The 25,580-nt window shown below is 36.1% G+C and carries 22 protein-coding genes; 1 reads left to right on the forward strand and 21 read right to left on the reverse strand.

What is annotated here, in order from left to right; genetic code table 11:
* Window positions 1–409: 409 nt before the first annotated feature.
* From ACFP65_RS12180 to xylB, 21 genes are all read right to left on the reverse strand, one after another.
* Window positions 410–640 carry a hypothetical protein gene (locus ACFP65_RS12180; protein ID WP_379918995.1) on the reverse strand — a complete coding sequence of 77 codons (231 nt, stop codon included), beginning with the start codon at window positions 638–640 and terminating at the stop codon, window positions 410–412.
* A 17-nt stretch (window positions 641–657) separates the two neighbouring features.
* Window positions 658–2,259: a xylulokinase gene (locus ACFP65_RS12185; protein ID WP_379918996.1), complete on the reverse strand. Its 1,602-nt coding sequence runs from the start codon at window positions 2,257–2,259 to the stop codon at window positions 658–660.
* An 83-nt stretch (window positions 2,260–2,342) separates the two neighbouring features.
* A complete protein-coding gene (gene araA / locus ACFP65_RS12190; RefSeq protein ID WP_379918998.1) occupies window positions 2,343–3,767 on the reverse strand; it encodes an L-arabinose isomerase in 1,425 nt (474 codons plus the stop codon).
* A gap of 30 nt (window positions 3,768–3,797) precedes the next feature.
* Entirely contained in the window at window positions 3,798–4,493 is a 696-nt protein-coding gene (locus ACFP65_RS12195; protein WP_379919000.1) for an L-ribulose-5-phosphate 4-epimerase, read from the reverse strand.
* A 184-nt stretch (window positions 4,494–4,677) separates the two neighbouring features.
* Window positions 4,678–5,793, reverse strand: a complete 1,116-nt coding sequence (locus ACFP65_RS12200) for a GntR family transcriptional regulator (protein ID WP_379919002.1) — start codon at window positions 5,791–5,793, stop codon at window positions 4,678–4,680.
* Between the two features lie 180 nt (window positions 5,794–5,973).
* Window positions 5,974–6,210: a DUF6171 family protein gene (locus ACFP65_RS12205; protein WP_379919004.1), complete on the reverse strand. Its 237-nt coding sequence runs from the start codon at window positions 6,208–6,210 to the stop codon at window positions 5,974–5,976.
* A gap of 1 nt (window position 6,211) precedes the next feature.
* Entirely contained in the window at window positions 6,212–7,660 is a 1,449-nt protein-coding gene (locus tag ACFP65_RS12210) for an alpha-N-arabinofuranosidase (protein WP_379919006.1), read from the reverse strand.
* Window positions 7,661–7,683: 23 nt separating this feature from the next.
* Window positions 7,684–9,312 carry a glycoside hydrolase family 43 protein gene (locus ACFP65_RS12215; RefSeq protein WP_379919008.1) on the reverse strand — a complete coding sequence of 543 codons (1,629 nt, stop codon included), beginning with the start codon at window positions 9,310–9,312 and terminating at the stop codon, window positions 7,684–7,686.
* A 36-nt stretch (window positions 9,313–9,348) separates the two neighbouring features.
* The gene (locus ACFP65_RS12220) at window positions 9,349–10,305 is read right to left on the reverse strand and encodes a family 43 glycosylhydrolase (protein WP_379919010.1); all 957 of its coding nucleotides are present in this window, start codon (window positions 10,303–10,305) and stop codon (window positions 9,349–9,351) included.
* Window positions 10,302–10,748 (reverse strand): hypothetical protein, encoded by a 447-nt coding sequence (locus ACFP65_RS12225; protein ID WP_379919012.1) that lies wholly within the window; start codon window positions 10,746–10,748, stop codon window positions 10,302–10,304. The genes ACFP65_RS12220 and ACFP65_RS12225 overlap by 4 nt, the downstream gene beginning before the upstream one ends.
* 21 nt (window positions 10,749–10,769) lie before the next feature.
* A complete protein-coding gene (locus tag ACFP65_RS12230) occupies window positions 10,770–11,621 on the reverse strand; it encodes a carbohydrate ABC transporter permease (RefSeq protein ID WP_379919014.1) in 852 nt (283 codons plus the stop codon).
* Between the two features lie 16 nt (window positions 11,622–11,637).
* Complete coding sequence (locus tag ACFP65_RS12235) at window positions 11,638–12,555, reverse strand: carbohydrate ABC transporter permease (RefSeq protein ID WP_379919016.1); 918 nt, start codon at window positions 12,553–12,555, stop codon at window positions 11,638–11,640.
* Window positions 12,556–12,654: 99 nt separating this feature from the next.
* Window positions 12,655–13,911 carry an extracellular solute-binding protein gene (locus ACFP65_RS12240; RefSeq protein WP_379919018.1) on the reverse strand — a complete coding sequence of 419 codons (1,257 nt, stop codon included), beginning with the start codon at window positions 13,909–13,911 and terminating at the stop codon, window positions 12,655–12,657.
* A 276-nt stretch (window positions 13,912–14,187) separates the two neighbouring features.
* Complete coding sequence (locus tag ACFP65_RS12245; RefSeq protein WP_379919020.1) at window positions 14,188–14,823, reverse strand: YesL family protein; 636 nt, start codon at window positions 14,821–14,823, stop codon at window positions 14,188–14,190.
* Window positions 14,824–15,657 (reverse strand): carbohydrate ABC transporter permease, encoded by an 834-nt coding sequence (locus ACFP65_RS12250; protein ID WP_379919022.1) that lies wholly within the window; start codon window positions 15,655–15,657, stop codon window positions 14,824–14,826. It lies immediately after the preceding gene.
* Window positions 15,654–16,589: a carbohydrate ABC transporter permease gene (locus tag ACFP65_RS12255; protein ID WP_379919024.1), complete on the reverse strand. Its 936-nt coding sequence runs from the start codon at window positions 16,587–16,589 to the stop codon at window positions 15,654–15,656. Before ACFP65_RS12255 ends, ACFP65_RS12250 begins: the two co-directional genes overlap by 4 nt.
* Window positions 16,590–16,621: 32 nt before the next feature.
* Window positions 16,622–17,959, reverse strand: coding sequence for an ABC transporter substrate-binding protein (locus ACFP65_RS12260; protein WP_379919026.1), 1,338 nt, complete (start codon window positions 17,957–17,959; stop codon window positions 16,622–16,624).
* Window positions 17,960–18,224: 265 nt separating this feature from the next.
* Entirely contained in the window at window positions 18,225–19,721 is a 1,497-nt protein-coding gene (locus ACFP65_RS12265; RefSeq protein ID WP_379919028.1) for an alpha-N-arabinofuranosidase, read from the reverse strand.
* 89 nt (window positions 19,722–19,810) lie between these two features.
* The gene (locus ACFP65_RS12270) at window positions 19,811–21,040 is read right to left on the reverse strand and encodes an MFS transporter (RefSeq protein WP_379919030.1); all 1,230 of its coding nucleotides are present in this window, start codon (window positions 21,038–21,040) and stop codon (window positions 19,811–19,813) included.
* 168 nt (window positions 21,041–21,208) lie between these two features.
* Window positions 21,209–22,534 (reverse strand): xylose isomerase, encoded by a 1,326-nt coding sequence (xylA, locus tag ACFP65_RS12275; RefSeq protein WP_379919032.1) that lies wholly within the window; start codon window positions 22,532–22,534, stop codon window positions 21,209–21,211.
* Between the two features lie 74 nt (window positions 22,535–22,608).
* On the reverse strand, window positions 22,609–24,108 hold the full coding sequence (xylB, locus tag ACFP65_RS12280; RefSeq protein WP_379919034.1) for a xylulokinase: 1,500 nt from the start codon (window positions 24,106–24,108) through the stop codon (window positions 22,609–22,611).
* A 181-nt stretch (window positions 24,109–24,289) separates the two neighbouring features.
* Between xylB and ACFP65_RS12285 the strand changes: the two genes are divergently transcribed.
* On the forward strand, window positions 24,290–25,477 hold the full coding sequence (locus ACFP65_RS12285; RefSeq protein ID WP_379919036.1) for an ROK family protein: 1,188 nt from the start codon (window positions 24,290–24,292) through the stop codon (window positions 25,475–25,477).
* Window positions 25,478–25,580 lie beyond the last annotated feature (103 nt).

Consider the following 25,580-nt stretch of genomic DNA (forward strand, 5'->3'; position numbering starts at 1 on the left):
AAACCATTATGCTGAACTTTAGTTCTTAAATGTGATTAAAAAATGTATGAGTGCTCGTCAACCCTGTAAGACATCCGTATCTATTCAAACACTTCTATTCTTTATACCTCCTTAGAGTACCTTTTGATAAAAAAGTTTGTGAAAGCTAAAGCTAGTACGTACCTTTGTCTACGTATAATATAGCACTCACTATTCTCTAATGCAAGCGTTTTCTTATAAGGAAATAACTTTTTATCTTCTAATCTATTTTTACATAAAAACCTAAGACAGAAATCTCTGATTAATATTGTTTCGTAAAATCAGACAAGTAGAAAAGCCGTCAAATCAAGGAATAGATATCCCAAATTTGACGGCTTTCTTCTATTTGGCTAGTTTCATCCCAGCCTCTTCTTCTTTTTTCTAAGTTGCATTAATCTTTTTCTTCGTGTTCGCTTTTCGTTTTTTCGAGCTCATCAACTTTATCTACATTAAATTTATCAAAGTCTTCTGGGCTCGTTTCTTGTTCCTTATTATTATCTTCTTGTTCAACTTCATCCTTTTCAGTACCTGTGTAACGATCAGCTTCTTCAGCCGCTACCAGATGAGCTGGATGATTCATACCGTTTGGATTTGCACTTCCTTGTAATGGATCGTTTTGCATCGTATTTCCTCCTCAAGTTAAACTAAAGATTGTACTGCTGTTTTTTCTATTGCTAACATCATTGTATACCTTTTCATAAATTCTTCAAAATCATTTGCACCAGTAATAGAAGGTTCGACAGAGTTAGGCGATTCGATAGAAAATACTTGGTTATCCAAGTAAGATTCTAAAGACTGATCCGTTTCTTTTTTTATTAAATAAGCAGCTAATATTGCCATTCCCCATGGCCCACCTTCTCCTGCAGTTTCCATTACAGATACAGGTACTTTAAGTGCATCAGCCATCATCTTCTGACCTACATATTTTGTTCTAAAAAATCCACCATGTCCTAACAATTGATCAACTTGTACATCTTCTTTTGCAATGAGAATATCCATACCCATTTTAAGTGTAGCTAAAGCTGAATAGATTTGAGTTCTCATAAAGTTCGGTAAAGAAAGAACACTATCTGGCATTTGAACAAATAGGGGGCGTCCTTCATCTAGTCCAGTAATTGGCTCTCCAGAGTAATAGTTACAACTCATTAATTTCCCACCGTTAGAATCTGCTTCGAGTGCCTTTTCAAACAATGTCGTAAATAACTGATCCTTATCTACACTCAAACCTAAGGATTCTACTAATTCAGCGAATAATTTAGCCCAAGCGTTTATATCCGTTGTGAAGTTGTTACAATGCACCATAGCTGTAGGTTTGCCTGTTGGTGTTGTAACCATATCAATTTCTTCATAGTAGTCAGATAAAGCTTCTTCTAATACAATCATTGAAAAGACAGAAGTGCCTGCAGAAACATTTCCTGTCCTCTCAGCAACACTGTTGGTTGCAACCATCCCAGTCCCGGCATCTCCCTCTGGAGGACATAAAGGTATACCAGCTGTTAACTGTCCAGAAGGATCTATCAAGCGAGCCCCTTCTTCAGTTAACACCCCGGCACTTTCCCCAGCAGAAAGAACTTCTGGAAGAATCGAATCTAATGTTTGGTTAAATTGATGCTTTGTAGCTAATTCATCAAATTGACTCATTCGATTTTTGTCATAATCTACGATTGTACTATCGATTGGAAACATACCTGCGGCCTCACCCACACCGATCACTTTTTTATCTGTTAATTTCCAGTGAACATATCCAGCTAGTGTTGTCATAAAATCAATGTCTTTAACATGCGCTTCCTCATTTAAGATTGCTTGATAGAGATGAGCAATACTCCATCTATGCGGAATATTAAATTGAAAAAGTTCAGACAACTTTTTAGATGCTGCTTCGGTAGTCGTATTTCTCCATGTTCTAAAAGGCGTTAGAAGTGAACCTTTGTCGTCAAAAGCTAAGTATCCGTGCATCATACCGGAAAATCCGATTGATCCAATCGTTGTCAAGGTCACATTATACTTTTGACTAACTTGCGCAGATAAAGCACTATAAGCGTGTTGTAAGCCAGACCAGACTTCATCTATACTATATGTCCAGTAGCCATCAACTAATTTGTTTTCCCAGTCATATGCTCCACTCGCAATGGGAGAGAACGTCTCATCTATTAATACAGCTTTTACTCTAGTTGATCCAAACTCTATACCAAGTGATAAGTTTTTTTGATCAAGTTGCTTTAATTCATTTACTGATCCCATAAATTTTCCTCTTTTCATTAACTATTTATATTTTAAAACGAAGAGCTAATAAACAGTAACGTTCATTAGCTCCCTCAAAAGTATTAGTCTATAACGACTGTTTCAATGTCTACCAATTTTGCCCAATCAAGAATAACATCTAAACTTAAACTTAGAGTAGCCACTGTATGATGTCCACCACCTGCTTGAATCCATTTTTTAACACCTGTTTTGAAATCAGGATTTGGTTTCCAAATGACACGAGCTACTGGTAATTTAGGCGCTTCCTCTGTAGGCGTTTCAGCTGTAAATGTGTTGACCATCAAACGGTAATGCGATCCCATATCAAGCATAGATACAGTGAGTCCTTCTCCAGCTTTACCATCAAAAACTAGGCGTGCTGGATCTTCTTTATCACCGATACCTAACGGATTAACGACAACACGAGGTTTCGTTTCAGCAAAAGTAGGATCTACTTCTAGCATGTGGGATTGCACAATGTATTCATTCCCTTTGGTCATATTGTACGTATAATCTTCCATAAATCCTGTTGAAACATTGTTTGCCATCACTTTCATCAAACGGTCAAGTGCAGCTGTTTTCCAGTCGCCTTCTCCAGCGAAACCGTAACCTTCAGCATTTAATCTTTGTACAGCCATGCCTGGCAGTTGTTTCATACCGTGAAGGTCTTCGAAGTTCGTTGTGAACGCCGTATAACCACCTCGTTCAAGGAATCTTCTTAAACCAATTTCGATTCTAATTTGTTCTTTCACTTGCTCTTCAAAAAAGTCTTGATCATTATCTCGATATTCCATATCGTAAAGTTCAGAACAGTCATCAAAGGTTTCTTGAATGTCTTTGTCTGTTACTTTATTTATTTCTTCTACTAAATCACCAATACCGTAGTAATCAACAGTCCAACCAAACTGAATAGCCGCTTCTACTTTATCTCCTTCAGTAACCCCTACATTACGCATATTATCACCAAAACGAGCTACTTTGATGTTTTGAGATTCAATATAACCGATTGCTGAAAGCATCCAGTCAGAAATTTCAGTGTGCACTTCTGAATCCTGATAATGTCCCACTACAATTTTATTGTTGAGTCTTAGTCTTGCATTTAAGAAACCATATTCTCTATCTCCGTGAGCACTTTGATTCAAATTCATAAAGTCCATATCAATGGAATCCCATGGAATTTCTTTATGGTACTGTGTAGCAAGATGTAAAAGAGGTTTTTGTAATAGTTTTGTTCCAGGAATCCATAGTTTTGCAGGAGAGAATGTGTGCATCCACGTCACTACACCTGCGACTTTATCCTGATAATTGACTTCTTTCATAACGTCCTTGATCTCATCTGCAGTTGTAACCAACGCTTTATATTCTAAAGGATAAGGAAAAGAACCTTCACTATTTAAGGTATCGACCATTTCTTTTGCATGATCTGCAACTTGTTCCAATGTTTCAGGACCATATAAATGCTGACTTCCTACTACAAACCAAAATACTTTTTCTTCTGTTTTTAACATTTTTTGCACATCCTCGTTTTAATTTGTGTTTTATTTCTGACCATAATAAGCATTCTCGCCGTGTTTTCTTAAGTAATGTTTATCCAATAAATCTTGACTCATTTCAATACGTTCGGGATTGAGTTGCAGGCTATGGTATGTCATTTCTGCTACTTGCTCTAAAACCACAGAATTATGGACGGCTTCTACTGGATTTTTCCCCCAAGTAAAGGGTCCATGATCATTAACAAGCACACCTGGCATTTTGTCTGGATCTATTTGATTCTCTTCAAATGTTTCTATAATGACTGAGCCTGTTTTCAATTCATAATCCACTTGAATTTCTTCTTTTGTCATCTGTCTAGTTACAGGAATCGGGCCATAAAAATAATCGGCTTGCGTGGTTCCAGCAGCCGGTATGGCCATTCCGGCTTGTGCATAACTAACTGCCCATGGTGAATGTGTGTGTACAATTCCACCAATGTTTTTGAACTGTTTATAAAGTTCTAAATGAGTAGCGGTATCACTTGATGGATTCAACTCCCCTTCGATCAAGTTTCCTTCAAGATCAACAATAACCATATTATCTGGAGATAAGTCTTCGTAAGCTACCCCACTTGGCTTGATCACAACATAGTTAGTCGAGCGATCAATACCACTAACGTTCCCCCATGTAAACGTAATCAATTTATATTCTGGTAATGCCATGTTTGCTTTATATACTTGATTTCTTAATTCTTCAAGCACGCTTTATCAACCCTTTCAAGATTACCAGTGGATGATAGTCACTCCCTGGATTCAATTTATATAGAAGATGAATTTATTTGTATAACGCTTACATTCTTATTGTAAATTAAAGGTACGTACGTGTCAACTAAATAATAGAATTTTCTCTATTATTTTAATTACACACGAACGTACCCTGTAATCGTTAAGATTCAATCGTTTCAACTGGTGTTTTTTCTTTTAAACGTTTGGTAGACGTCCTTACAATTAATTTGGGATCAAATATATGGGATTCTAGTTTTGTTTGCTCTTCAATCGATTTCACAAGCATCATAGCAGCTGTTTTTCCTAGATTTTCTTTAGGATGCTCTACGGATGTTAATTTAACCGAAGGGAGTGTCGTACTATAAAAACTATTGTCATGACTGACAACGGAAAAATCTTCAGGACAGTTTTTACCAATTGCATCAATTTCTTTTATAAGCATTACAGCTACTTCATCGTTGTAGCAGACAAAACTAGTCGGTACATTTTCAGATGAAAGTAAGTTTCGAATCATTTGCGGTAAGTCTGCTTTTGTTTCAGTATCATATCTGACGATATAATTATTTTCAAAGGACAGTTTTGCATCATAAAGAGCTCTGATATACCCTTTGAGTCTATTTTTACCTTGTAAATCATCTGCCTTTGTGATAATTCCGATATTGGTATGGTTCAATTCAATTAAATGTTCCGTAGCGATTCGGCCAGCTTTTACATCGTCTAACGCTACTACCGGAAAGTCTAATTCCTCATAAGAAGCATTTAACATAACCATCGGAATGGGCCTTTCGGATAAGTTTAGATAGTAGTTTAGATTAGGATTCATTAGATTACTTTTAGTTGGTTCAACAATTAATCCATCAACATTCTGATCAATCATACTCTCAAGAGACGACCTTTCATTATCTACGTTATTACGTGTACTTGAAAGCATGAGTGAGTAATCATGTTTGGATAATTCTTCTTCGATACCTCTAATAATCGAAGGAAATATATAATCAGATAAATAAGTAGTGATGACTCCAATTGTTCGTTTGCTAGACACTGTCACTTCTTGCTTGTATAAATCACTGACAAACGTTCCTGATCCTTGTTGTTTTACAAGAAATCCTTCATTTACAAGCTCTGATACAGCCTGTCTGATCGTATGTCTACTAACATCAAACTGCTTTCTCAATTCTGCTTCTGAAGGAATTTTACTTCCAAGTAAATAACTATTATTTCTAATTTTTTGTTGCAATTCTTTTTTTATCGTTATATATTTTGGCTCACTTAACATTGACCTCACTCCTTGCAATTTGTCCGTACGTAAATTGTACTACAAAAGATAGCTAACATTAAAGAAATATCGTTATTTGTAAACACAAATATTTATTTGAACCTATCAATTATAATTCAGTAGATATGACAAGAAAAAGGATGCTATCTGCATCCTTTTCTCATCAGTCATTCTCTTGTACTACCATTTATTAACTGGACAGCTTTTATAGTTCAAACTTGCTCTGAACATAGCATAGCATCCACATTTTGTACAAGTTTGATTTTGAAAGAATGGGCACGTTTCACAAACGGATAGCCTCTTTTCTTTTAATTCTTCCGAAGCTAGATCAATTTCCAGACTGAGTTGTTCTTCTATCGAAGTGACTACATCTTGCCCAGCTAACGCTTCAAGGCGTTCACATGTTTTGCAAGACATATTATTTCTCTTTAATCAATAAAGTTGTAACACTCATGGCTGGAAGCGTTAAGGACACTTTGCTACCATCAATTTTGAAATCTTCAAATGTTTTCTTAGAAACAACTTCTGGATCTTCAAATGTATTGTGAGCATCCATTTCATCAGCCGTTACAATCCAAGCTTCAGCTGAATCAAAAGCGTAATCTGCTAAGTTAAATGAAATGGTTTCTTCACCTTTTAACCCATAATTACAAACAGAAATAGCAACTTTTCCATCCTTTTTAGAAATCGTATAATCAATAGAATCTTGGCTTTCGCCATAAGCGTCAACCAATTCAGCATCTTGATGATGCGTATAAAGATCAAATACATGATACGTTGGTGTTTTAATCATTTTATCGCCTTCAGTCAATAGCATTGCTTGAAGAACATTAACCATTTGAGCAATATTTGCCATTTGAACACGGTCAGCGTGTTTATGGAAAATATTTAAAGTAAGGCTGGCAACCATTGCATCACGTATTGTATTTTGTTGGTATAAAAAGCCTGGATTTGTTCCGTTTTCTACAGATAACCATGAGCCCCATTCATCAACAATTAAGCCTACTCTTTTTTCTGGATCATATTTATCCATAATAGTAGAGTGTTTCGTGATCAACTCATCCATTTTTTTAGCACTATCAATCAAAGAATGCCACTGAGACTCTGGGAAATTAGTTGCTGTTCCTTTGTCTTCCCATTCTCCTGTTAATGCATAGTGATGCAAGCTAATCCCATCCATAAATGGTGCAGCAATTTTCATCACTTGTTCCATCCAATTGTAATCATCAATGTTTGGACCACACGCTATTTTATAAATAGGTTTGTCTGTATAATTTCTAACATAAGTCTGATAGCGACGGTAAAGATCTGCGTAGTACTCTGGTCGCATATTCCCACCGCATCCCCAGCTTTCATTCCCTACTCCGAAGAATTTCATCTCCCAAGCAGAATCACTACCATTCTCTTTACGCAAGTTCGACATTGGTGATTCACCTTCAAAAGTGATATACTCTACCCACTCTTGCATCTCTTGAACCGTTCCACTTCCTACGTTACCGTTCACGTATGCTTCTGCACCTAACAGGTCTAATAGATGGAAGAATTCATGTGTACCGAAATGGTTATTTTCTACCACTCCACCCCAGTGTGTATTGACAATTGTCTTACGTTCTGCTGGAGTTCCGATACCATCTTTCCAGTGGTATTCATCAGCGAAACAGCCCCCTGGCCATCTTACGACGGGTACCTTGATTGCTTTAAGTGCTTCTACCACATCTAAACGTATACCTTCATTATTAGGAATATCTGAATCTTTCCCTACCCAAACGCCTTCATAGATACATCTTCCCAAGTGCTCTGCAAATTGTCCATAGATATACTTGCTGATTGTAGGTCCTTTTTTGCTTGTTAATACTTCAACTGTCATAATGTTTACTCCTTCAATTTGAATTAAGGTCTAATACCCCAGATCATTTCATTGTTGTCACCAAAAGCTGAAAAGACAATTCTTTCTTCTCCAAATTCATCTTGTTGCTTAGCAGCAACGCCTTTATAAATAGCCTCATTAGTCGTAATCGTTAAAAGATTTTGATCAGATAAAGTCCAAGAACCTTGAAGATCTCCTGCTATTTCACTTTCTTCAGTAAGATCAATCATAAGCGTTTCAATCATTTCCGAAGAATTTTCTGTCCCATGATTGATAAATTCAAAATTACCGCTAAATTCTTCTAAAGTTAATGGCGCAGTATCGGCATACTCACCTTTAAAAGCATAAGGCATCGGAACTAGCCAGTTATCTTCATTATGAATCATATGATGTGCTCTAACTTCGTGAGCTTCTGTACCTTGATTGAATCTAGAATGGAATACGAGTAACCATTCTCCATTCTGTGTTTTGACTGCTGAATTATGTCCAGGAGCACGATATCCTTGTTCTAAACCTGTGAAATCATAATTTCCAAGCAGTTTGATTCCATAATCAGAATTTAAACTTCCAGATTCAAAGATAGCCGTTTGTCCTTTAGCATCTACATAAGGGCCGTCAACTGTTTCAGATCTGAATACGCGCATGTTGTAGCCACCATTAGCAACTAAACCACCATATGTCAGCCATAAGTTGTAATAACCTGTATCTTCATCGTAAACGATATAAGGACCTTCACCAGATTGATGGTAACCACCGAAAAGTTTCGTCCCAAAGTATCGATCGATTGTTCGACCGTCTTCCGTTATTCCATCTACACCTGGATAGATCGGTTTTCCAGTCGCATCTTCTAGTTCAAGTAAATGAATACCACCTGACCAAGAACCATAAACAAGCCAAAATTTTCCGTTTTCATCGTAAAATGGAGCTGGATCGAGTGCATTTGGTGCATAATCTGTATTGTACTCTCTGCCTCCAAGTCTTACCCACTTCTCATTAAATTCGGATACCTTTCCTTCACTGATCAGTTCAGGTAAGTGTGTTCCTTCATAATTAATATTACGATCACTTCCATCAGTAGCATCTTCAGAAGTAAATCCTGAATAAATGATTGTATCAACATAAGTGTATGGACCTTCGATACTTGGTGAAGCCATTAATACAATGGCTGATCTTCTCCACGTTGAACTAGCAGAATAATACATCAAGTATGCACCTTTTGCTCCTGTAGACCATTCAAACTGATCATTCCAGATAACATCTGGTGCCCATAAATTATAACCACCTTTGGAATCGGCATCATCATGACCAGCCCACTCAAAAGTTTCTTGAAGATTTTCGTTTGTATTGCCAAAGATAATATTATCTTCCATATTCTCGTATTCAGTCATATGCGGAACTTCCCAAGTTGAAAAGTTTTTTGTTTTAGCTTGTGCTACATGCGTCCCGAATAAGTAAAACATTTCTTCGCCATCTTCATTTATGACTGAACGAACAGCTGGATCATGTATAGAGACAGTGTTTCTTGTCTGAGTCGTCCACTCATTTGTTGAAGGTCTTTTGATACCGTTTGAATAAACCATAAATCCACTCACTCCAATTAATAAAATCACTGCGAAAAAAATTCCGATTGCTATCTTTTTCTTTTTAGACATTTATGATTCCTTTCTTAATTAGTGATTGATTTTAAATTAGTTACCTCCCGGAACACCAAAATCAGGAAATCCCGATTCATCCCAATCAAACTTTTGAGCATTAGCATGACGATTTGGATTATCTAAAGGATCACCTTCTTTGTTCTTTTCAGGTCTAGCGTGATAAATTAAAATATCCTCTTGATCATCTTCCGATTTAGTAAATGAATTATGTCCCGGTCCATAAAGACTATTTTCTTCTGAAGATACGAAAACAGGTTTCTCAGATTTTTTCCAAGAATATCCATCTAGTAAATCACTATCTACGTTTGCAGAAAGTAAGCCCATTACGTAGTTTTCATCCGTAGCACTGGCAGAATACGTAATATAAATTTTTCCGTTACGTTTTATAACAGCTGGTCCCTCATTTACCAAAAATCCAACTTTTTCCCAGTCGTACTCTGGAATCGTCAATAAAGTCGTATGGCCTTTCAAAGTCCACGGGTTTTCCATCTTAGATAAGTATAAATTTGAGTTCCCTGGAATAGCAGGATCTTTTTGTGCCCAGACATAATAGAGTTCATTATTATGTGTAAAAGTCGTTGCATCCAGACAGAAACTGTTTATATGTGTTTTAACTTGTCCTTTTTCTTCCCAGTTTCCAGTTAGTGGATTATCATCTTTACATTCAATTACATACATACGGTGCTGGTGAATATTATTTTTAGGTTCACTCGAACTTGAAGCAGCAAAATAGATATACCATGCACCATCAATAAAGTGAATTTCAGGAGCCCAGATCAAGCTACTCATTTCGCCTTCTTCATGAGCATGCCAGACGCTGGCTTTTTCACCAGTTTCTAGTTCGTTCAGCGTTTTCGCTCTTCTAACTTCTATTTCCTGATAACCTGGGACGGATCCTGTGAAATAATAGTATCCATCTGTATGTTTATAAACCCAAGGATCTGCTCTTTCCAATACGATAGGATTATTATAAGGTGTTTCGTTTTTCATATAATCGCCTCCTGATTTACGCTGTGATTAGATTTTTGTGTCCCTTGTTTTAATCGAATGGCTTTATTTTTTGAACTGTACGTTACTAAAACAATCATATAAAGTAATGAACTGATCACATCAATCGTCATAAATGAAGCCAGACACATGACCATCATCCATGCTTGCCACTTTTTATTAATTTGATTGTCTTTCATGAATTTCAGACAATAAATATTCACTATACCTACTAACACAATAATCAATCCATAACTCGTCATGACAGTGTAAAGTATATCCACAAAACTCCCACTGCCTCCTGCCATTTCAGGATAGATTTCCGTTATGGATAGATCCCCACTGTTCTTGAACCACAACCCGAATACAAAAATAGTTAAAATCGCGTTGATAAAATGCCATACCGATGCTGCAATGATTAATTTTCTTTCTGCTTTTCTATCCATAACAGAACGCCTCCCTAAAAGTTATCCTTTGATACCAGTGTTTAAGTTAAGAGATTCAATGAAGTATTTCTGAGCGAAAATAAATAGTAATGAAGTCGGAATCATCGCTAGAAAAGCGGATGCCATTAATTGACCAATTACCATGTAGTTACCGTAAATATCCTGTAACAACTGCAGACCTGCTGTTATCGTAAGCTGATTAACATTATTCAGTACAATCGTTGGCCACAGGAAATCGTTCCATGATCCAGTGAACGAGAAGATGGATGTTACAATGAGTACCGGTTTAATAAGTGGCAATATAATCTTAAAGTAGATGGTAAAGTCATTTGCGCCATCCATTCGAGCAGATTCATCATAAGACTTAGGTAAGCCTTGCATAAATTGACGAACCAAGAATACATTACCAACTCCACCAAGACCAGGCATGATGACTGCTAACGGTGTATTAACCCACCCTAATTTATGAACAATCATATAGTTTGGAATGATGTTCACGACTGCTGGGAACATTGATATTGCTAGTATAGTGAAGAATAGTGCATCTCTATATTTGAAATCCATACGGGCATATCCAAAAGAAGCTAAGGATACAAATACCATCATGAGTAAGGTATGGGTTGTTGAAATAAATAAAGAGTTAAAAAACCATCTTACAATTGGAGCACTAGATGTATTAGACAAAACACGGACATAGTTGTCCATAATCCATGAAGCTGGTAATAATCTAAATCCAGTTTGCATAACATCTGACTGAGATTTGAATGAAGTTGTCAATGCATAGATGGCAGGCAATAACCAGATAGTTGCTGCGATAGTTAATAGAACATAACAAATCCATTTAGTAATTTGAAATGATTTTGATTGTGCCATTTTGGTTTGCTCCTTTCTATTTTGAGCTACGATACATAATTCTAAATTGGAACGCTGCGATAACGACAATAACTAGGCCTAATAGTATAGACATTGCTGCCGCCATACCCGCTACAGACTGACCTTGACCAAAAGCAAGATTACGAATATACATCATTAATACAAAGGTAGACTGATCTGGTCCTCCACTTGTTACCATTAAAGGTTGTGCATATACGTTGAAAGCTCCAGCTGTTGACATGACTATTGTATATAGCAAAGGAAATTTAATTGTAGGTAAAGTGATTTTAAAGAATTTCACAAAGCTTGTAGCACCATCGATCTCTGCTGCTTCATACAAGTCATTGGATATCCCACTCATCGCAGACCTGTAAATAACCATGTTTCCTCCAATTGCGCCCCAGAGACTCATCATGAATATAATGATCCAGGCATAAGGTTGATTAACTGCCCAAGTAACATTTGAACCTAATAAGTTGTTTACCGGTCCTAAACGAGGATTGAATATCAATAACCACACTAATGCTGCTGCGGTAACTGAAATCAGACCTGGAATATAGAAGATTGCCTGGAAAAGTCCTTTTCCTTTTACGCCCTTATGTTGAAGCATTACAGCTAAAACTAAAGGAATAATCACTTGAAGTGGAACAGTTCCTGCCACGAAAATCAATGTATTCACTAGACCATTTCTAAACTGACTGTAGAACGATGAATCTGGATTCATTAAAATTGCTTCATAGTTCTCAAGTCCAACCCATCTCGGTGAACCGATTAAATTCCATCTTGTAAAAGAGGCGTACAGTCCGTAAATCATCGGGAATAGAATAAACATTAAAAAGAAAATGAAATGGGGGCCAATAAAGAGCCACTGTTTTAAATTAACGCCTTTTCCTTTAGTTGTTTTAACGTTGTCATTGGATAATGCTTTTTCCATCTTTATGCTCCTTTCAACTTCAAAAAAGAAAAAGCGAGTTCTATATTACTACTAGATTCTCGCTTCAGTCTCAATTGATCAAGCTATTCTCTAATCAAGTTATTCTACATCTTCTTCAATCGAAATATCAGCTCCGTGTCCTTGAGCTACTAAATCTTCAACTTGACTTTGCGCAGATGCTAGACCATCTTCGATTGTAATCCCACCGTAAAGCATATCGTTAATGACAGTATTGATAGCTGCTTCAACATATCCGTAGTATTCATAATCAAAAATCAATAATGAATCTAATTGTTTTTCTGATTTTGTAAAGAATGATTGAGGATAGCTTTGGAATTCTTCTGATTCGTAAACATCCCTACTTGCAACGATTTGACCTGCATCAGCCCAAGTGATTGAATTTTGGTTTACCCATGCAAGAAATTCTGCAATACCTTCTTCTTTTTCATCAGAACGACTTTCGCTTGTCAACATTGAAAATAAGTGAGCAGATCCACGATTATGGAAAGTTTCATTATCGAATGCGTAAATATTGGTGATGCCATAGTTCAAGTCTTCTACCATATCATGTGCTAGCGAAGACCAAGTTCCATCAGATGAGAAAAGTACTGATTGACCTTGGAACATCGCAAATCCATCTTCACCGTTTGGAGTCATTAGACCCGCCTGTTCTACTTGAACAAGCGCTTCCATTGCTTCGCGCATTTCAGGTGTATCGATTGTTGGATTTCCATCAGCATCACTGATGTCACCGCCTAAGTTTACCGTTTCTGCTAAAAGTACCCAAGAAATTAAAGCATTGTTGATCGCGTAAACGCCTTCATCTAATTGTCCTTCTAAAGACATAATTTCATCAAATGTTAATACATCATCATCTAGAAAACCTGTAGCGCCATATTGATCCAGCAAATCTTCATTATAATAAAGTACGTTTGAATGAATATCTAGTGGAATTGTATATTGTGAATCTCCAACAGTACCAGCGTCCCACGCTTGATCAATGTAATTGTCTGAACTAAGTAAAGTTTGCGTTTCCATTAATTCGTCAAAAGGTTCCAACATATCTAGTTCAACAAACCCTTGAACTCTATCTGCGTGAATAATTGATAAATCAGGTGTTCCTTCTCCTGTATTCATTACTGTGTAAATTTGAGTATAAAGATCAGGTGTAATAACTTGAGAAACTGGGAATTCAGGATCAGTGTCATTATACTCTTGAATCATCTCATCCATTACCTGTCCATCTTCACCTGTTAAAGGTGTCCACAACACGATTTCGTTTTCGTTACCACAACCAGCTAACAGTCCAAGAGATAAAGAAGCTGTTCCTAACAACATTTTCTTATTTAGTTTCATCTTAATCCTCCTAAAATAATTTTGTTTTTTATTTGGTCATACTTTCGTGTCAGGCAATCATACGTACTAATAAGTTGCTTAAATAAAAAATTTCTTAATTAAGTTAAATGATTTCGCTTACATTATAGTTTAAAAAAAATTCATTTAAAACAAAATAGATTTTCTTAATTTTAATTTAAAAGTAGTACGTACGTATCGCTTGGAAATAATATACCATGTTCAATACGTACGTGCAATAGTTATTTTAAAAATTTAAAATTAATCATAATAAAATGTTTATTTATTTTCAAAAGACTTGAACTTTGTAGATAATATTCCTTTTAATCCCCATTTCATCCAAAAAACAACAACGATAGAGAAAGTAAAGAATAGGAACATAGTCGGTAGTGCCAATGATATATATAGGAGCATGAATAGAGATAACATCTGAATAATTGTAATGGGTATTTTTAAAACACCTATTATAAATGCATTTCGAACTTGTTTTAATAAACTATTTTCTCTGTGAACGTAAAGTGGAAAAAACCAAATCAAAGTTGTAATGAATGAAAATAAGAGTATATAAAAAGCGATTGGAACAATGATAGGCAATATTAGAGTTGAACTGGCTAACAAATTATAATTCAGAAATAAGATTAACCCAGCTATCGTAAATAAAATGCCAGACTTATTAGCTGAGACAAATTCTTCTTTGAAAAGACTAAAGTATTCTTTTACTGAAACTGTATAATCTTTAGTTAATAGCCATTTCCTGGAAACCATTAGAGCAGCCGTAGTAGCAGGATAAATTCCTGCTATAATGGCACCTAGTAATGTAAAAGTGATCCACAGCAAATTCAGTTTGCACAGATTCACAATCAAAGTTAGTGTAATATCTAGCCGTGTTTTCTTTGTATATTGATTTACTTTCAATTATCCTTTCACTCCTCCTGAAGTCAGTCCTGCTACAAAGTATTTTTGGAAAAAAATAAAAAGAATCACAATCGGTATAATGGTCAGAACTGAGCCCGCTATGAGTACATCATAGTTGTTACCGTAAGGCGTTAGTAAAGTAGCGAGTCCGATTGGCAAAGTAAACATATCGTTTGATCTTAATACTAGTAACGGCCATAGGAAGTTATTCCAAGCTGCTAATCCTTGTAATATAGCCATTGCCGCTAGCGAAGGACCCATGAGCGGAAACATGATTTTGAAGAAAATCCCATATTCATTGCTACCATCTATTCTTGCAGCATCCATTAGTTCAAGTGGTAATCCCTGCGCATACTGTCTAAAGAAAAATACAGCTACAGGAGCGACGACAAGTGGAAGCACTACGGCAATATAAGTATCGGTCAATCTTAATGTTGCCATCAACTCATATAATGGTAACATTAGAATTTCAAATGGAATCATCATAATTAATAAAACGCAGACAAAAAACAGATTTTTCCCTTTGAACTCGTATACGGCTAACGCATAACCCACCATCGCAGAAAAGAAAACAGAAGTTACAATCGTTATAATAGATATGATTAAACTATTGGAGTACCAAGTCCAGTAATTATCTGCTTCTGTGAAAATAAATCGATAATTATCAAAACTCAACTCACTAAAATCAATTGAAAAGCTAAGCCCTTGTCTCATTAATACTGAAGATGGTTGAAATGAAGAAATCAATAAAGCAATAATCGGAAATAATGCAATCAAAGCAATGATTCCGAATGCTACATTGGCTAATATCATAAGTGCTTTCTTTTTACTCATTTTCCTTCCCCCTTTCCAAAAGTTCCTGTCAGAGTTAAATAAATTGAGCTTATAATAAAGATAATAATCATCAGAACGACGCCAATTGCTGCTCCAAATCCAAGATCATTTTGTCCTACACCCTGCTGATAGATATATCCTACAATAGTTAATCCAATATTCCCTGGCGAAGTCGCCTCCCAGTAAACGAAACTTTCTTCAAACATCCTAAATCCATTAATGATTGTGATCGTACTGACGAATACTGTAATTGGTTTTAAGTGAGGAACAGTGATTAACCTTAACTTATCCCAAGCAGATGCACCGTCGATGTCGGCTTGCTCATATAGTGACTCAGATATATTCTGAAGCGCTGCAAGATAATAAAGTAAATTGACGCCTGTCCATCTCCAGAACGCTAAAATCACCATAAGGAACATAGCCGTTATAGCTGAATATCTCCACTCTAATGGTCCTAATCCAACTAAAGAGAGCAATTGATTTCCGATAGCGGAACTAGATTCACTGAACATCAGTCTGAAAATCATCCCTCCCACAATTGTAGATGTTAGCGCGGGAACGAACAACGAAGCTCTAAAAACCGTCTTCAATTTAATCGTTTTAGAATTTAGAAAAATCGCTAAAAGCATTGGTATAATTGTTAAAAGTACGGTTGTCCAAAACACATATATCACTGTGTTCCAAAGAGCATCATAAAAGTTGAGGTTAAAAACTCTAGAATAGTTATCAAAACCAACATTTTCAACTATTCCAGGAAGAATTTGTCTGAAACTCATGATAATACCATTAATCGCTGGATAAAGCGTTAAAATACTAAATGATAGAAAAAATGGAAGAACAAAAATGTAAGGAACAACCTTTTTTGAGCTTAGAAATTTACCGAGTTTATTACTTTTTCTTACTTTTGGAGCTGTTTGCGTATTTTCAGCCATTTGTTTTTCATCCTTTCTTTTAGGTTAATGATTTAGTCTCTCTGAAGGCTTCTGACAACATTTGCTGATCTGTCTAATGCCTCTTTTGGTGTCTGAGTTCTATTTCTCAATACATTGAACGTAACGTGTGTATGGTATTCGTTAATGACATTTGGAGTATCTGCGGTAACGTTTAGAGTATTGATTTCGTCTCTGATATCGAGTAGAACATCAAATATGTTATCTCCAAAATATTCATAATAAACATTATCTGTGTCTCTCACTTCATCACTCTCCCAAGTATCAAATCTCGGAGGATCGAATCCAAGAATTGTCCATAGATTAATGTTTCCCTGCTCAGACATCTTGGCATAAGCTAAAAATTCTTTAGATAACTCTACGTTCTCTGCAGCTTGAGTAACAACTGTTCCTGTTCCACCCATACCGGCAGACCGGTTGCCGCCTTCTTCCCAAGCCGGCATAGGTCTAATAGCAATTTTCCCTTCAAGATCCGGCATGTTGTCAACAAATCTCCCCATATACCATAATGGAGCTAGGATAGCAGCTGAGCCACCGTCCAAAAAATACCCATAAAATTCTTCTGATTGGTTCATACCTCCTGGAGTTAAATCGGCAATTTCATCTACGTATAGTGCATCATGTAGAAATTGTAATGTTTCTACATTTTCCTCGTTGTTAAAAGTGACTTCTCCATCCTCATCTAATGCGTCCGATCCTCTTTGGGAAATCATTGGCCACATATCCATCAGCCAATCTTCTGTACCAACATTCCACATTTTAGAATCCGTATTATCAACAACTTGCTTTCCTGCTTCCACAAAATCATCCCAAGTTACGATTTCGTCAATATCAACACCAGCCTCATGCATGATTTCAGTGTTGTAATACATAACCGTTGCTCCAACATGTGTCGGAATACCATAATAGTTTCCATCTCTAGCGTACAATTCATATCTAGATTCAACTACACTATCCAGAATTGGTTCAACATACTCATTCATTGGTTCAAACTGAATAACACCTTCCATGAAATTTGGATACTGTCCTAATTCAATATCCACTATATCTGGTAATCCTGTGCCAGATTGAACTGCGAGTAGTAAATTATTGTGCATTTGTTCAAATGGATATGTTTCAGCTATTAGATTGACGGGTCTTTCCGGGAACTCCTCATTCCATCTTTCTGCAGCCTCACCATATAATTCGATATGTTGTGGCGTAAAAGTCCACAGCGATATATCTTCCGCATTTTCTCTATTAGAGCCAATGGTCTCAACCTCATCTGTTGAAGTCCCTGTTTCTCCTTCAGTTTGGCAGGCGCTAATTATACACGCCGATGAAGCTAACATCAGTAATCGTTTTCGATTCATTTCTTAACCTCCTATAAAATTAAAATACAACTCCAAAAAAATAATGATACCGCTATCAATAATAAGCAGATTAGATACTTAATATTTACTCATACGATTCGCATAAGTATCATTAAAGCAATTAGTACGTACCACTTGTTTTCACTATAACAATTGTATTTAAAATAAGCAAACATTTATACGTTTATTTCAACAATTATGTTTATATCGTCCTGTTTTTCTACAAAAAAAGATCTCCCTAAATAAAAGGGAGATCTTTTTTAAACTAATACGCTAGTCGTATCATATTCCAAGATAGTGGTTTGAATGTTCCTGTGACTTTAGCATTATTCACACTAAAGGAATCATTCGGTTTGATGTTCATACCATCATGATCGTTTTCAGTTGTTTTCTTGATATCATAATCTGCTAGCTCAGTAGCTTCTACAACTTCCAATTTATCAAAACCATCCAGAATAGTTTCAAAATTCATTTCCTGATCTTGTGAACGGTTGACTGCAAAAATCACTACTTCATTGTTTTCTTCATTTAAAATGGCAGTCGTTTCAATAAATGGAACATTTTTATATTCGATCGAATCATACGTATCACTCTTCACATCTAATCTCAATACTTTACCACGGCCATAGTTTGATGCCTGCATGAATGGATAGAATATTGGTTGTTTCCAGACTTCTCCGTCTTTGATCGTCATGACGGGTGCAATAACATTAACAAGTTGCGCAAGACAAGCAATTTTAACTCGATCAGCGTTATTTAATAATGTAATTAAACCACACCCTACAAGCAACGCATCCTCAAAATTGTAGATATCTTCTAATAATGGAGGCGCAATATCCCATGGTTCACGTTTAGAGTCCGCATCTTTTGAATGATACCAGACATTCCATTCATCAAATGATAGATTTATTTGTTTATCTGAACCTTTTTTAGCTTTAACTGCATCACAAATGGCTACAACACCCTTGATAAATTTGTCCATTTCGACGGATTTAGCTAAATAGTTCGCTGTATCATTTTCAAAATTTTCCCAATATAAATGTAGAGATAAAAAGTCTACATATTCATAAGCATGTTCTAAAACAGTATACTCCCACTCACCAAAGGTTGGCATTTTACTTGATGAACTACCACAAAGCACTAATTCAATTGTATCATCAACCAATTTCATAGCCTTTGCCGTTTCTTCTGCTAATCGACCGTATTCATCAGCTGTTTTATGACCAATTTGCCACGGTCCATCCATTTCATTTCCTAAACACCACGTTTTGATATTAAATGGTTCTTCTGCGCCATTTTGTTTGCGCAGATCACTATAGTACGTACCTTCTGGATGATTACAATACTCTAGTAAATTTCTCGCTGCATCAATACCTCTTGTTCCGAGGTTGACGGCCATGTTGACTTCAGTTTTTGCTAGTTCTGCCCATTTCATGAATTCGTGTAACCCGACTTCATTTGTTTCCACAGATCTCCAAGCTAATTCTAGTCGCTTAGGTCTGTCTTCAACAGGACCCACACCATCTTCCCAATTGTATCCGGATACAAAATTACCACCGGGGTAACGAACTAAAGGAACATTTAATTCGTTAATAACTTCAATAACATCTTCTCTGAATCCTAGTTCATTAGCGGATGGATGATTTGGTTCATAAATCCCATCATATACCGCTCTTCCGAGATGTTCTACAAATGATCCATAAATTCTAGCATCGATATCTGCTAAAACTGTATCTTTACTGAGTTTAGCTGTTGCCTTCATACAATTCCTCCTAATAATTTGTACGTACCTTTGAAGACAATATACCATCACTCGATCTAGGATGCAAGCGTTCTCTTAATAAACTTAATTTACTCTTTTTGTAAGGAAAATTTTGATTGGCTTCTTAGTATTAACGTCAAAATCATACTAAGTGACAGAAAAATCAATAGAAACGCTGACATAAATACAGGGGTATAACTTTTTGTGAAATCATAGGCATATCCAATTAATGTTACTCCAGAAGCTCCACCAATCCCAGTCATCAATGAAAAGAACGGATAAACTTTCATATAATGCGTTCTTCCATAAAAATGTATGGTTAACATAGGTAAAATGACGATTGGAAAACACATGATTGCACCAAAGAAAAAGGAAGAAAAAATCATGATTCCTGGAACGTGAATTTTAAATAATACCAAAAGAGAAATAAAGTTTAATCCAATAACCATAAAAGCTGTTCTAATTGAACCAATTCTATCTCCAAGTGTCCCTGCTAGTAATTTGAAACCAATATTACCAAACATAGATGCTGATAGCATCCAAGCACCAATTGTGGCACTGAAACCAAAAGTTTCTGCATATCCAGGTAAGTGATGTGGAAGTCCCGTTATCAGCGATAATAGCAATCCAATGCTAGCTAAAATAATGAATCTCATGTCATTGACTTTTGGTTTTTCTATTTTTTGATGAATATCTGTAATTTTGATTTCATCTTTTTGATCTTTTCCATATGGTTGAAGATTTTCATCATTTGGATGTAGAGCAAAGCGGTAAAACAGGGCTGGTAAACATAGCAGTAAAGAAGCGAGCCCCATCACTAAAAAGCCAATCTGCCAGGAATAATTATGAATCACTAAACTAAACACTGGTGATAATAAAGCACCAGCTACACCACTTGAACCAAACCCCAAACTCATTGCTAGTCCGTTTTTCTTTTCAAACCAGTTATTCACAAGTATGGTAAGCGGGACTGGTGAGTAAAAAGAAGCTCCAATGCCTCTAATTGCTGCTAATAGATAAAAAAGCCATAAGGCCTCAGTCACTGTCATAAGTAATGTTGTAATGACCGATAGTCCAACTCCAATTTGAATACCTTTTTTAATATCGATTTTGGTCAACAACTTAGGTATGGTCAAGGCCATAAAAGACATTACTAGAGACATAATAGTTGTGTGCAAAGCAAAACTTCCCCTAAGAAATCCAAGACTTTCTGATACAGGTGTATAGAAAACGCCAATAGTATTTAAATTAATACCAATCGAACTTGCAGCCAAACCACTTACACATGCTAGGACTTTCCAATGTTTCGATATCTTCATAGTGTCTCCCCTATTAGTTGGACATTAAAATTCATCTGGTTCATATTAGACTCTTTACATCTTAAATCATATAGAAAATAAAGAAATTTGGAAAGCCTTTTATAGTAGACTTAAAAATGAATCGACAAAAAGAACCAAGCTTTTTCACTTGGTTCTTTTCAGTACGATTTACTTAGCGAGTGTAGTTACTAAATACTGGTTTAATATAGCTTTAATTTCTTCTAATTGTCCTGATTCATTCTGGATATCATCTAGTCTTAAAGCGTAATCTTGAAGTTTTTTAAAATCTGTTTTTCCTTCTCTGATTTCTTTACCGATCCCTTGGTTGAATGAACGGTAACGGTTATCGACGATTGACTCAAGAGCTCTATCTTCGATTAATTTATGGGCTACCTTTAAACCAAGTGCAAAGCTATCCATCCCCACAACGTGCGCTTTGAACAAATCATCTGCATGGAATGAAGTTCTTCTGACTTTCGCATCAAAGTTCAGACCTCCAGAACCCAGTCCGCCGTTTTTAAGAATTTCATACATGGCTAATGTCGTAGCATTTAGATCCGTTGGAAATTCATCCGTATCCCATCCAAGATGAGGATGACCTTGATTAGCATCGACAGATCCTAACATGCCATTAATTCTTGCGTATCTAAGTTCGTGGTCGAAACTATGTCCTGCCAAGGTTGCGTGGTTAGCTTCAATATTGAATTTAAATTTGTCTGCAAGATCATATTTTTGTAAAAAGGCATATCCGTGCGCTACGTCATAATCATATTGGTGAGAAGTCGGTTCCATTGGTTTTGGTTCAATCAAGAATTGAGCATCAAATCCAATTTCTTTTGAATAATCTACAGCCATATGGAAGAATTTTGCTAAATTATCTAATTCAAGCCCCATATTGGTATTTAAAAGACTTTCATATCCTTCTCGACCACCCCAAAATACGTAGTTTTCGGCTCCTAGTCGCTTACCAACCTCAAGCCCTTTTTTCACTTTCGCAGCTGCGTAAGCAAAAACGTCTGCATTATTTGACGTCGCTGCTCCATGAACAAATCTCGGATGTGAAAAGTTATTCACTGTGTTCCATAGAAGCTTAACTTTGCTATCTTTCATATAGTCTTCAAACATATCAACGATAATATCCTGATTCTCAAGGGTTTCTTTTAAGGAACTTCCTTCGGGAGCAATATCGAAATCATGAAAGCAGAAGTAAGGCACGCCTAACTTTTCAAATAACTCAAAAGCAGCCTCTACTCTGGCTTTCGCTTTATCCATTGGATCTGAGTATTTATCCCAAGGTCTGAGTGCTGTTCCGGCACCAAAAGGATCTGATAAATCTTCTGTAAATGTATGCCAGTAAGCAACACCAAACCTTAAAATTTCTTCCATAGTTTTGTCTCCTACTTTTTCAGTAGGGTTATAGAATTTAAAAGCTAACGGATCCTTTGAAGTAGCACCTTCGTATTGAATTTTATTGATATTGTCAAAATATGCCATTCATAATCACTCCTAAGTAGGTTAGTTAGTTTATTATACAAACAAACTATATCCAAAAATGTATGCGGTGTCAACTATTTATTATATTTAGATAGTTGACTGTTTAAAGCTGCAGTAGCTTCGTAAATTTGTCCATAGACCTTGTAAAGATTTTCGTACTTTTGAACGTTTTCTTCTATTGGATGATAGATATCTTTGTAGTGAACAAAGGTGTCAGCACAAGTTTTGAAGTCAGCAAACCAACCTATGCCAACTGCTGCAATCATTGCACTACCCATTGCAGGCCCTTGCTCGGTCTCAAGCGTCCGAATTGGTGTATCAAAAATATCAGCTTGCATTTGTAGCCAAACTTTATTTTTTGCCCCCCCTCCCACTGATACAATTGTCTTGAATGGATAGGCCGCGTGTGTGCGCATAATTTCATACGAATCCTTTAATGAGAATGTTATTCCTTCTAGCACTGCTCTCGTGAAATGGTTCTTATTATGTCCAATATCCATTCCGATGAAGGATCCACGAATCGTACTATCTGTGTACGGCGTGCGTTCTCCTGATATATAAGGTGTAAATAACAACCCTTCTGATCCTGGTTCAATTGCATCAATAGACTCCAGTAGGGTTTCAAAAGTTTCGTGCTCAGCAAATGTTTTTTTGAACCAACTCAGACTACTTCCTGCTGCTAATGTAACGCCCATCGTATAAAATTGATCGGCAATAACATGATTAAAATAATGTAATTCTCCATTAAATGATTTATCTCCTCGTTTTTCATTGGAGAGAAATACACCTGAAGTTCCAATACTAGCCATAGCCTGGTCTGGTTCAACAATACCTGCACCAAGTGCAGCACAGGCATTATCTGCTCCACCTGAAAAGACTTTTACTGCTTTTTCAATACCTAATGCTTTGGAAATATCTGGATCTAAAAAACCAATACACGCATCTGAACGGACAAGTTTTGGACAAATATCTGGATCAATTGAAAAGGTATTTAGAATGGTTTCACTCCAACTTCTATTTTCAATATCCAACAGTAGAGTCCCAGCTGCGTCTGAGAACTCCATTTGTTTTTGACCAGTTAAACGAAATCCAAGATAATCTTTTGGTAACAAAAATGTGCTGATTTTATCATAAATCTCTGGTTCGTGTTCTTTGACCCAAAGTAGTTTGGGAAGCGTAAACCCTTCAAGCGCTTTATTTTTAGTAATCTCAAGCAAACTTCCTTTTAATGTTTCAGTGATCAGCTCACATTGTTCTGTTGTCCTAACATCGTTCCATAAGATTGCATTCCTTAAGACCTTATCTGCTTGATCAAGTAAGACCAATGTGTGCATCTGTCCAGAAAAACTAATACCTTCTATTTTCTGACTCATATCCGGTACAGATTCTCTAATACTTTGGAGTACTTTTAACGCTGCCACATACCATTCTTCAGGATCCTGCTCACTATGGCCTCTTTGTGGAGTGAATAGTGGATAATCACTCTCTGCTGAAGCTACGATTCGACCTGTTCGATCAACTAGTATCCCTTTTAATCCGCTCGTTCCTAAATCCATTCCTAATACGTAACTCATTTTTCACGCTCCTTTTAACTTTTCGTTTCAAATAAAGAACAAATTTCATTCAAATAAGGATGGGAATATGGTACAGTATAACTAGTTAGTTTATATAATAAACAAACTATAATTTAAAAGCGTCAAAAAGTCAACCGCTTTCATTTTTAAATTAAATCAACTATTTAAATAGGAGAACTCTATGGAACTTAAAAAATCTTTTACAAGAAATAGTAACACGATTCTTGTCATGTCAACTGTTATGAATGGCTATCAAGTGTCTCGAGCAAAAATATCAGAACTTACGGGTTTGAATAAAGCCACCGTTTCAGAAATCGTCAGAAATTTAATTGAAGCCCAATATGTCATTGAAATAGGAGCTGGAGAAAGCTCATCTGCTGGTGGTAGAAAGCCAATTTATCTGGAAATCAATAAAAAGGCAGGAATTTCTTTTAGTATTGACCTACGTTCTGATCAATTTAGTTCATTAGCCACCTACCTTAATGGTGAAGTCATCGAAAAATATACTGAGCATTGCAAAATTAGTAAAGTAAATGTGATTGAACGGCTGGTTCATCATGTTCAAGAATTTAACACTAAGCATAATGCTATACCTTTTGGAATTGTTGGGATAGCGATTGCCATTCATGGAGTTGTAGATGAAAACCAAATCAGTTACACCCCTTATTTTGATATTGATGAGATTGATCTAGTGAAGGAACTCGAAGATCGGTTAAATATTCCAGTTTATATTGAAAATGAAGCCAATCTTTCTGCTTTAGCGGAAGCTGCATATGACTACGAACATACTCATTTAATTTCATTCAGTGTTCATACAGGTATTGGTGCTGGTATTATCTTGGATCGACAATTGTTTCGAGGATTTAAAGGACGTAGTGGCGAAATCGGTCATACGATTTTGTATCCAGACGGTATTCAGTGTGCTTGTGGTAATAAGGGGTGCTTTGAACAGTACGGTTCTTTCACAGCCTTGATTCGAAGGTTCCAAATTTTAAAAAAAGACGATCAATGTACTTTTGATGATCTAATAAAAGCTGTTGAGCAGAAAGATGTTGAAACCAACGTTCTTATTGATCATTTCGCTAAAGATTTATCTATTGGTTTAATGAATATCATGGGGACATATGATCCAGAAGTTATTTATGTGAATTCTGAGATATTTGATAAGTTACCAAACATCCTTTCCGTCATAAAAAAACATCTAGATAAATCTATTTATAGGAACATTCAACTGTCTAAATCAAAATTAGGGAGTCAAGCTAGTCTCTACGGAGCTACCGTGTTGAATCTAAAAAACTTTTTAAATCTTGATGAGGTTAAATTTGATACTGGTTATGCTTATACTTCCGCAGTATATCAGGATAAGTAAGGTTCTATAATATCTAGTGTTGGTGAGAATTCGCCAGCACTATTTTTATGTAAAATGAAACAAGCGAGATTCTCTGATAGACTAAAGTTACCACACCAAATCT

The sequence above is a fragment of the Marinilactibacillus sp. GCM10026970 genome (genome assembly GCF_042660675.1).
In the GTDB taxonomy this organism is placed as follows: domain Bacteria; phylum Bacillota; class Bacilli; order Lactobacillales; family Carnobacteriaceae_A; genus Marinilactibacillus.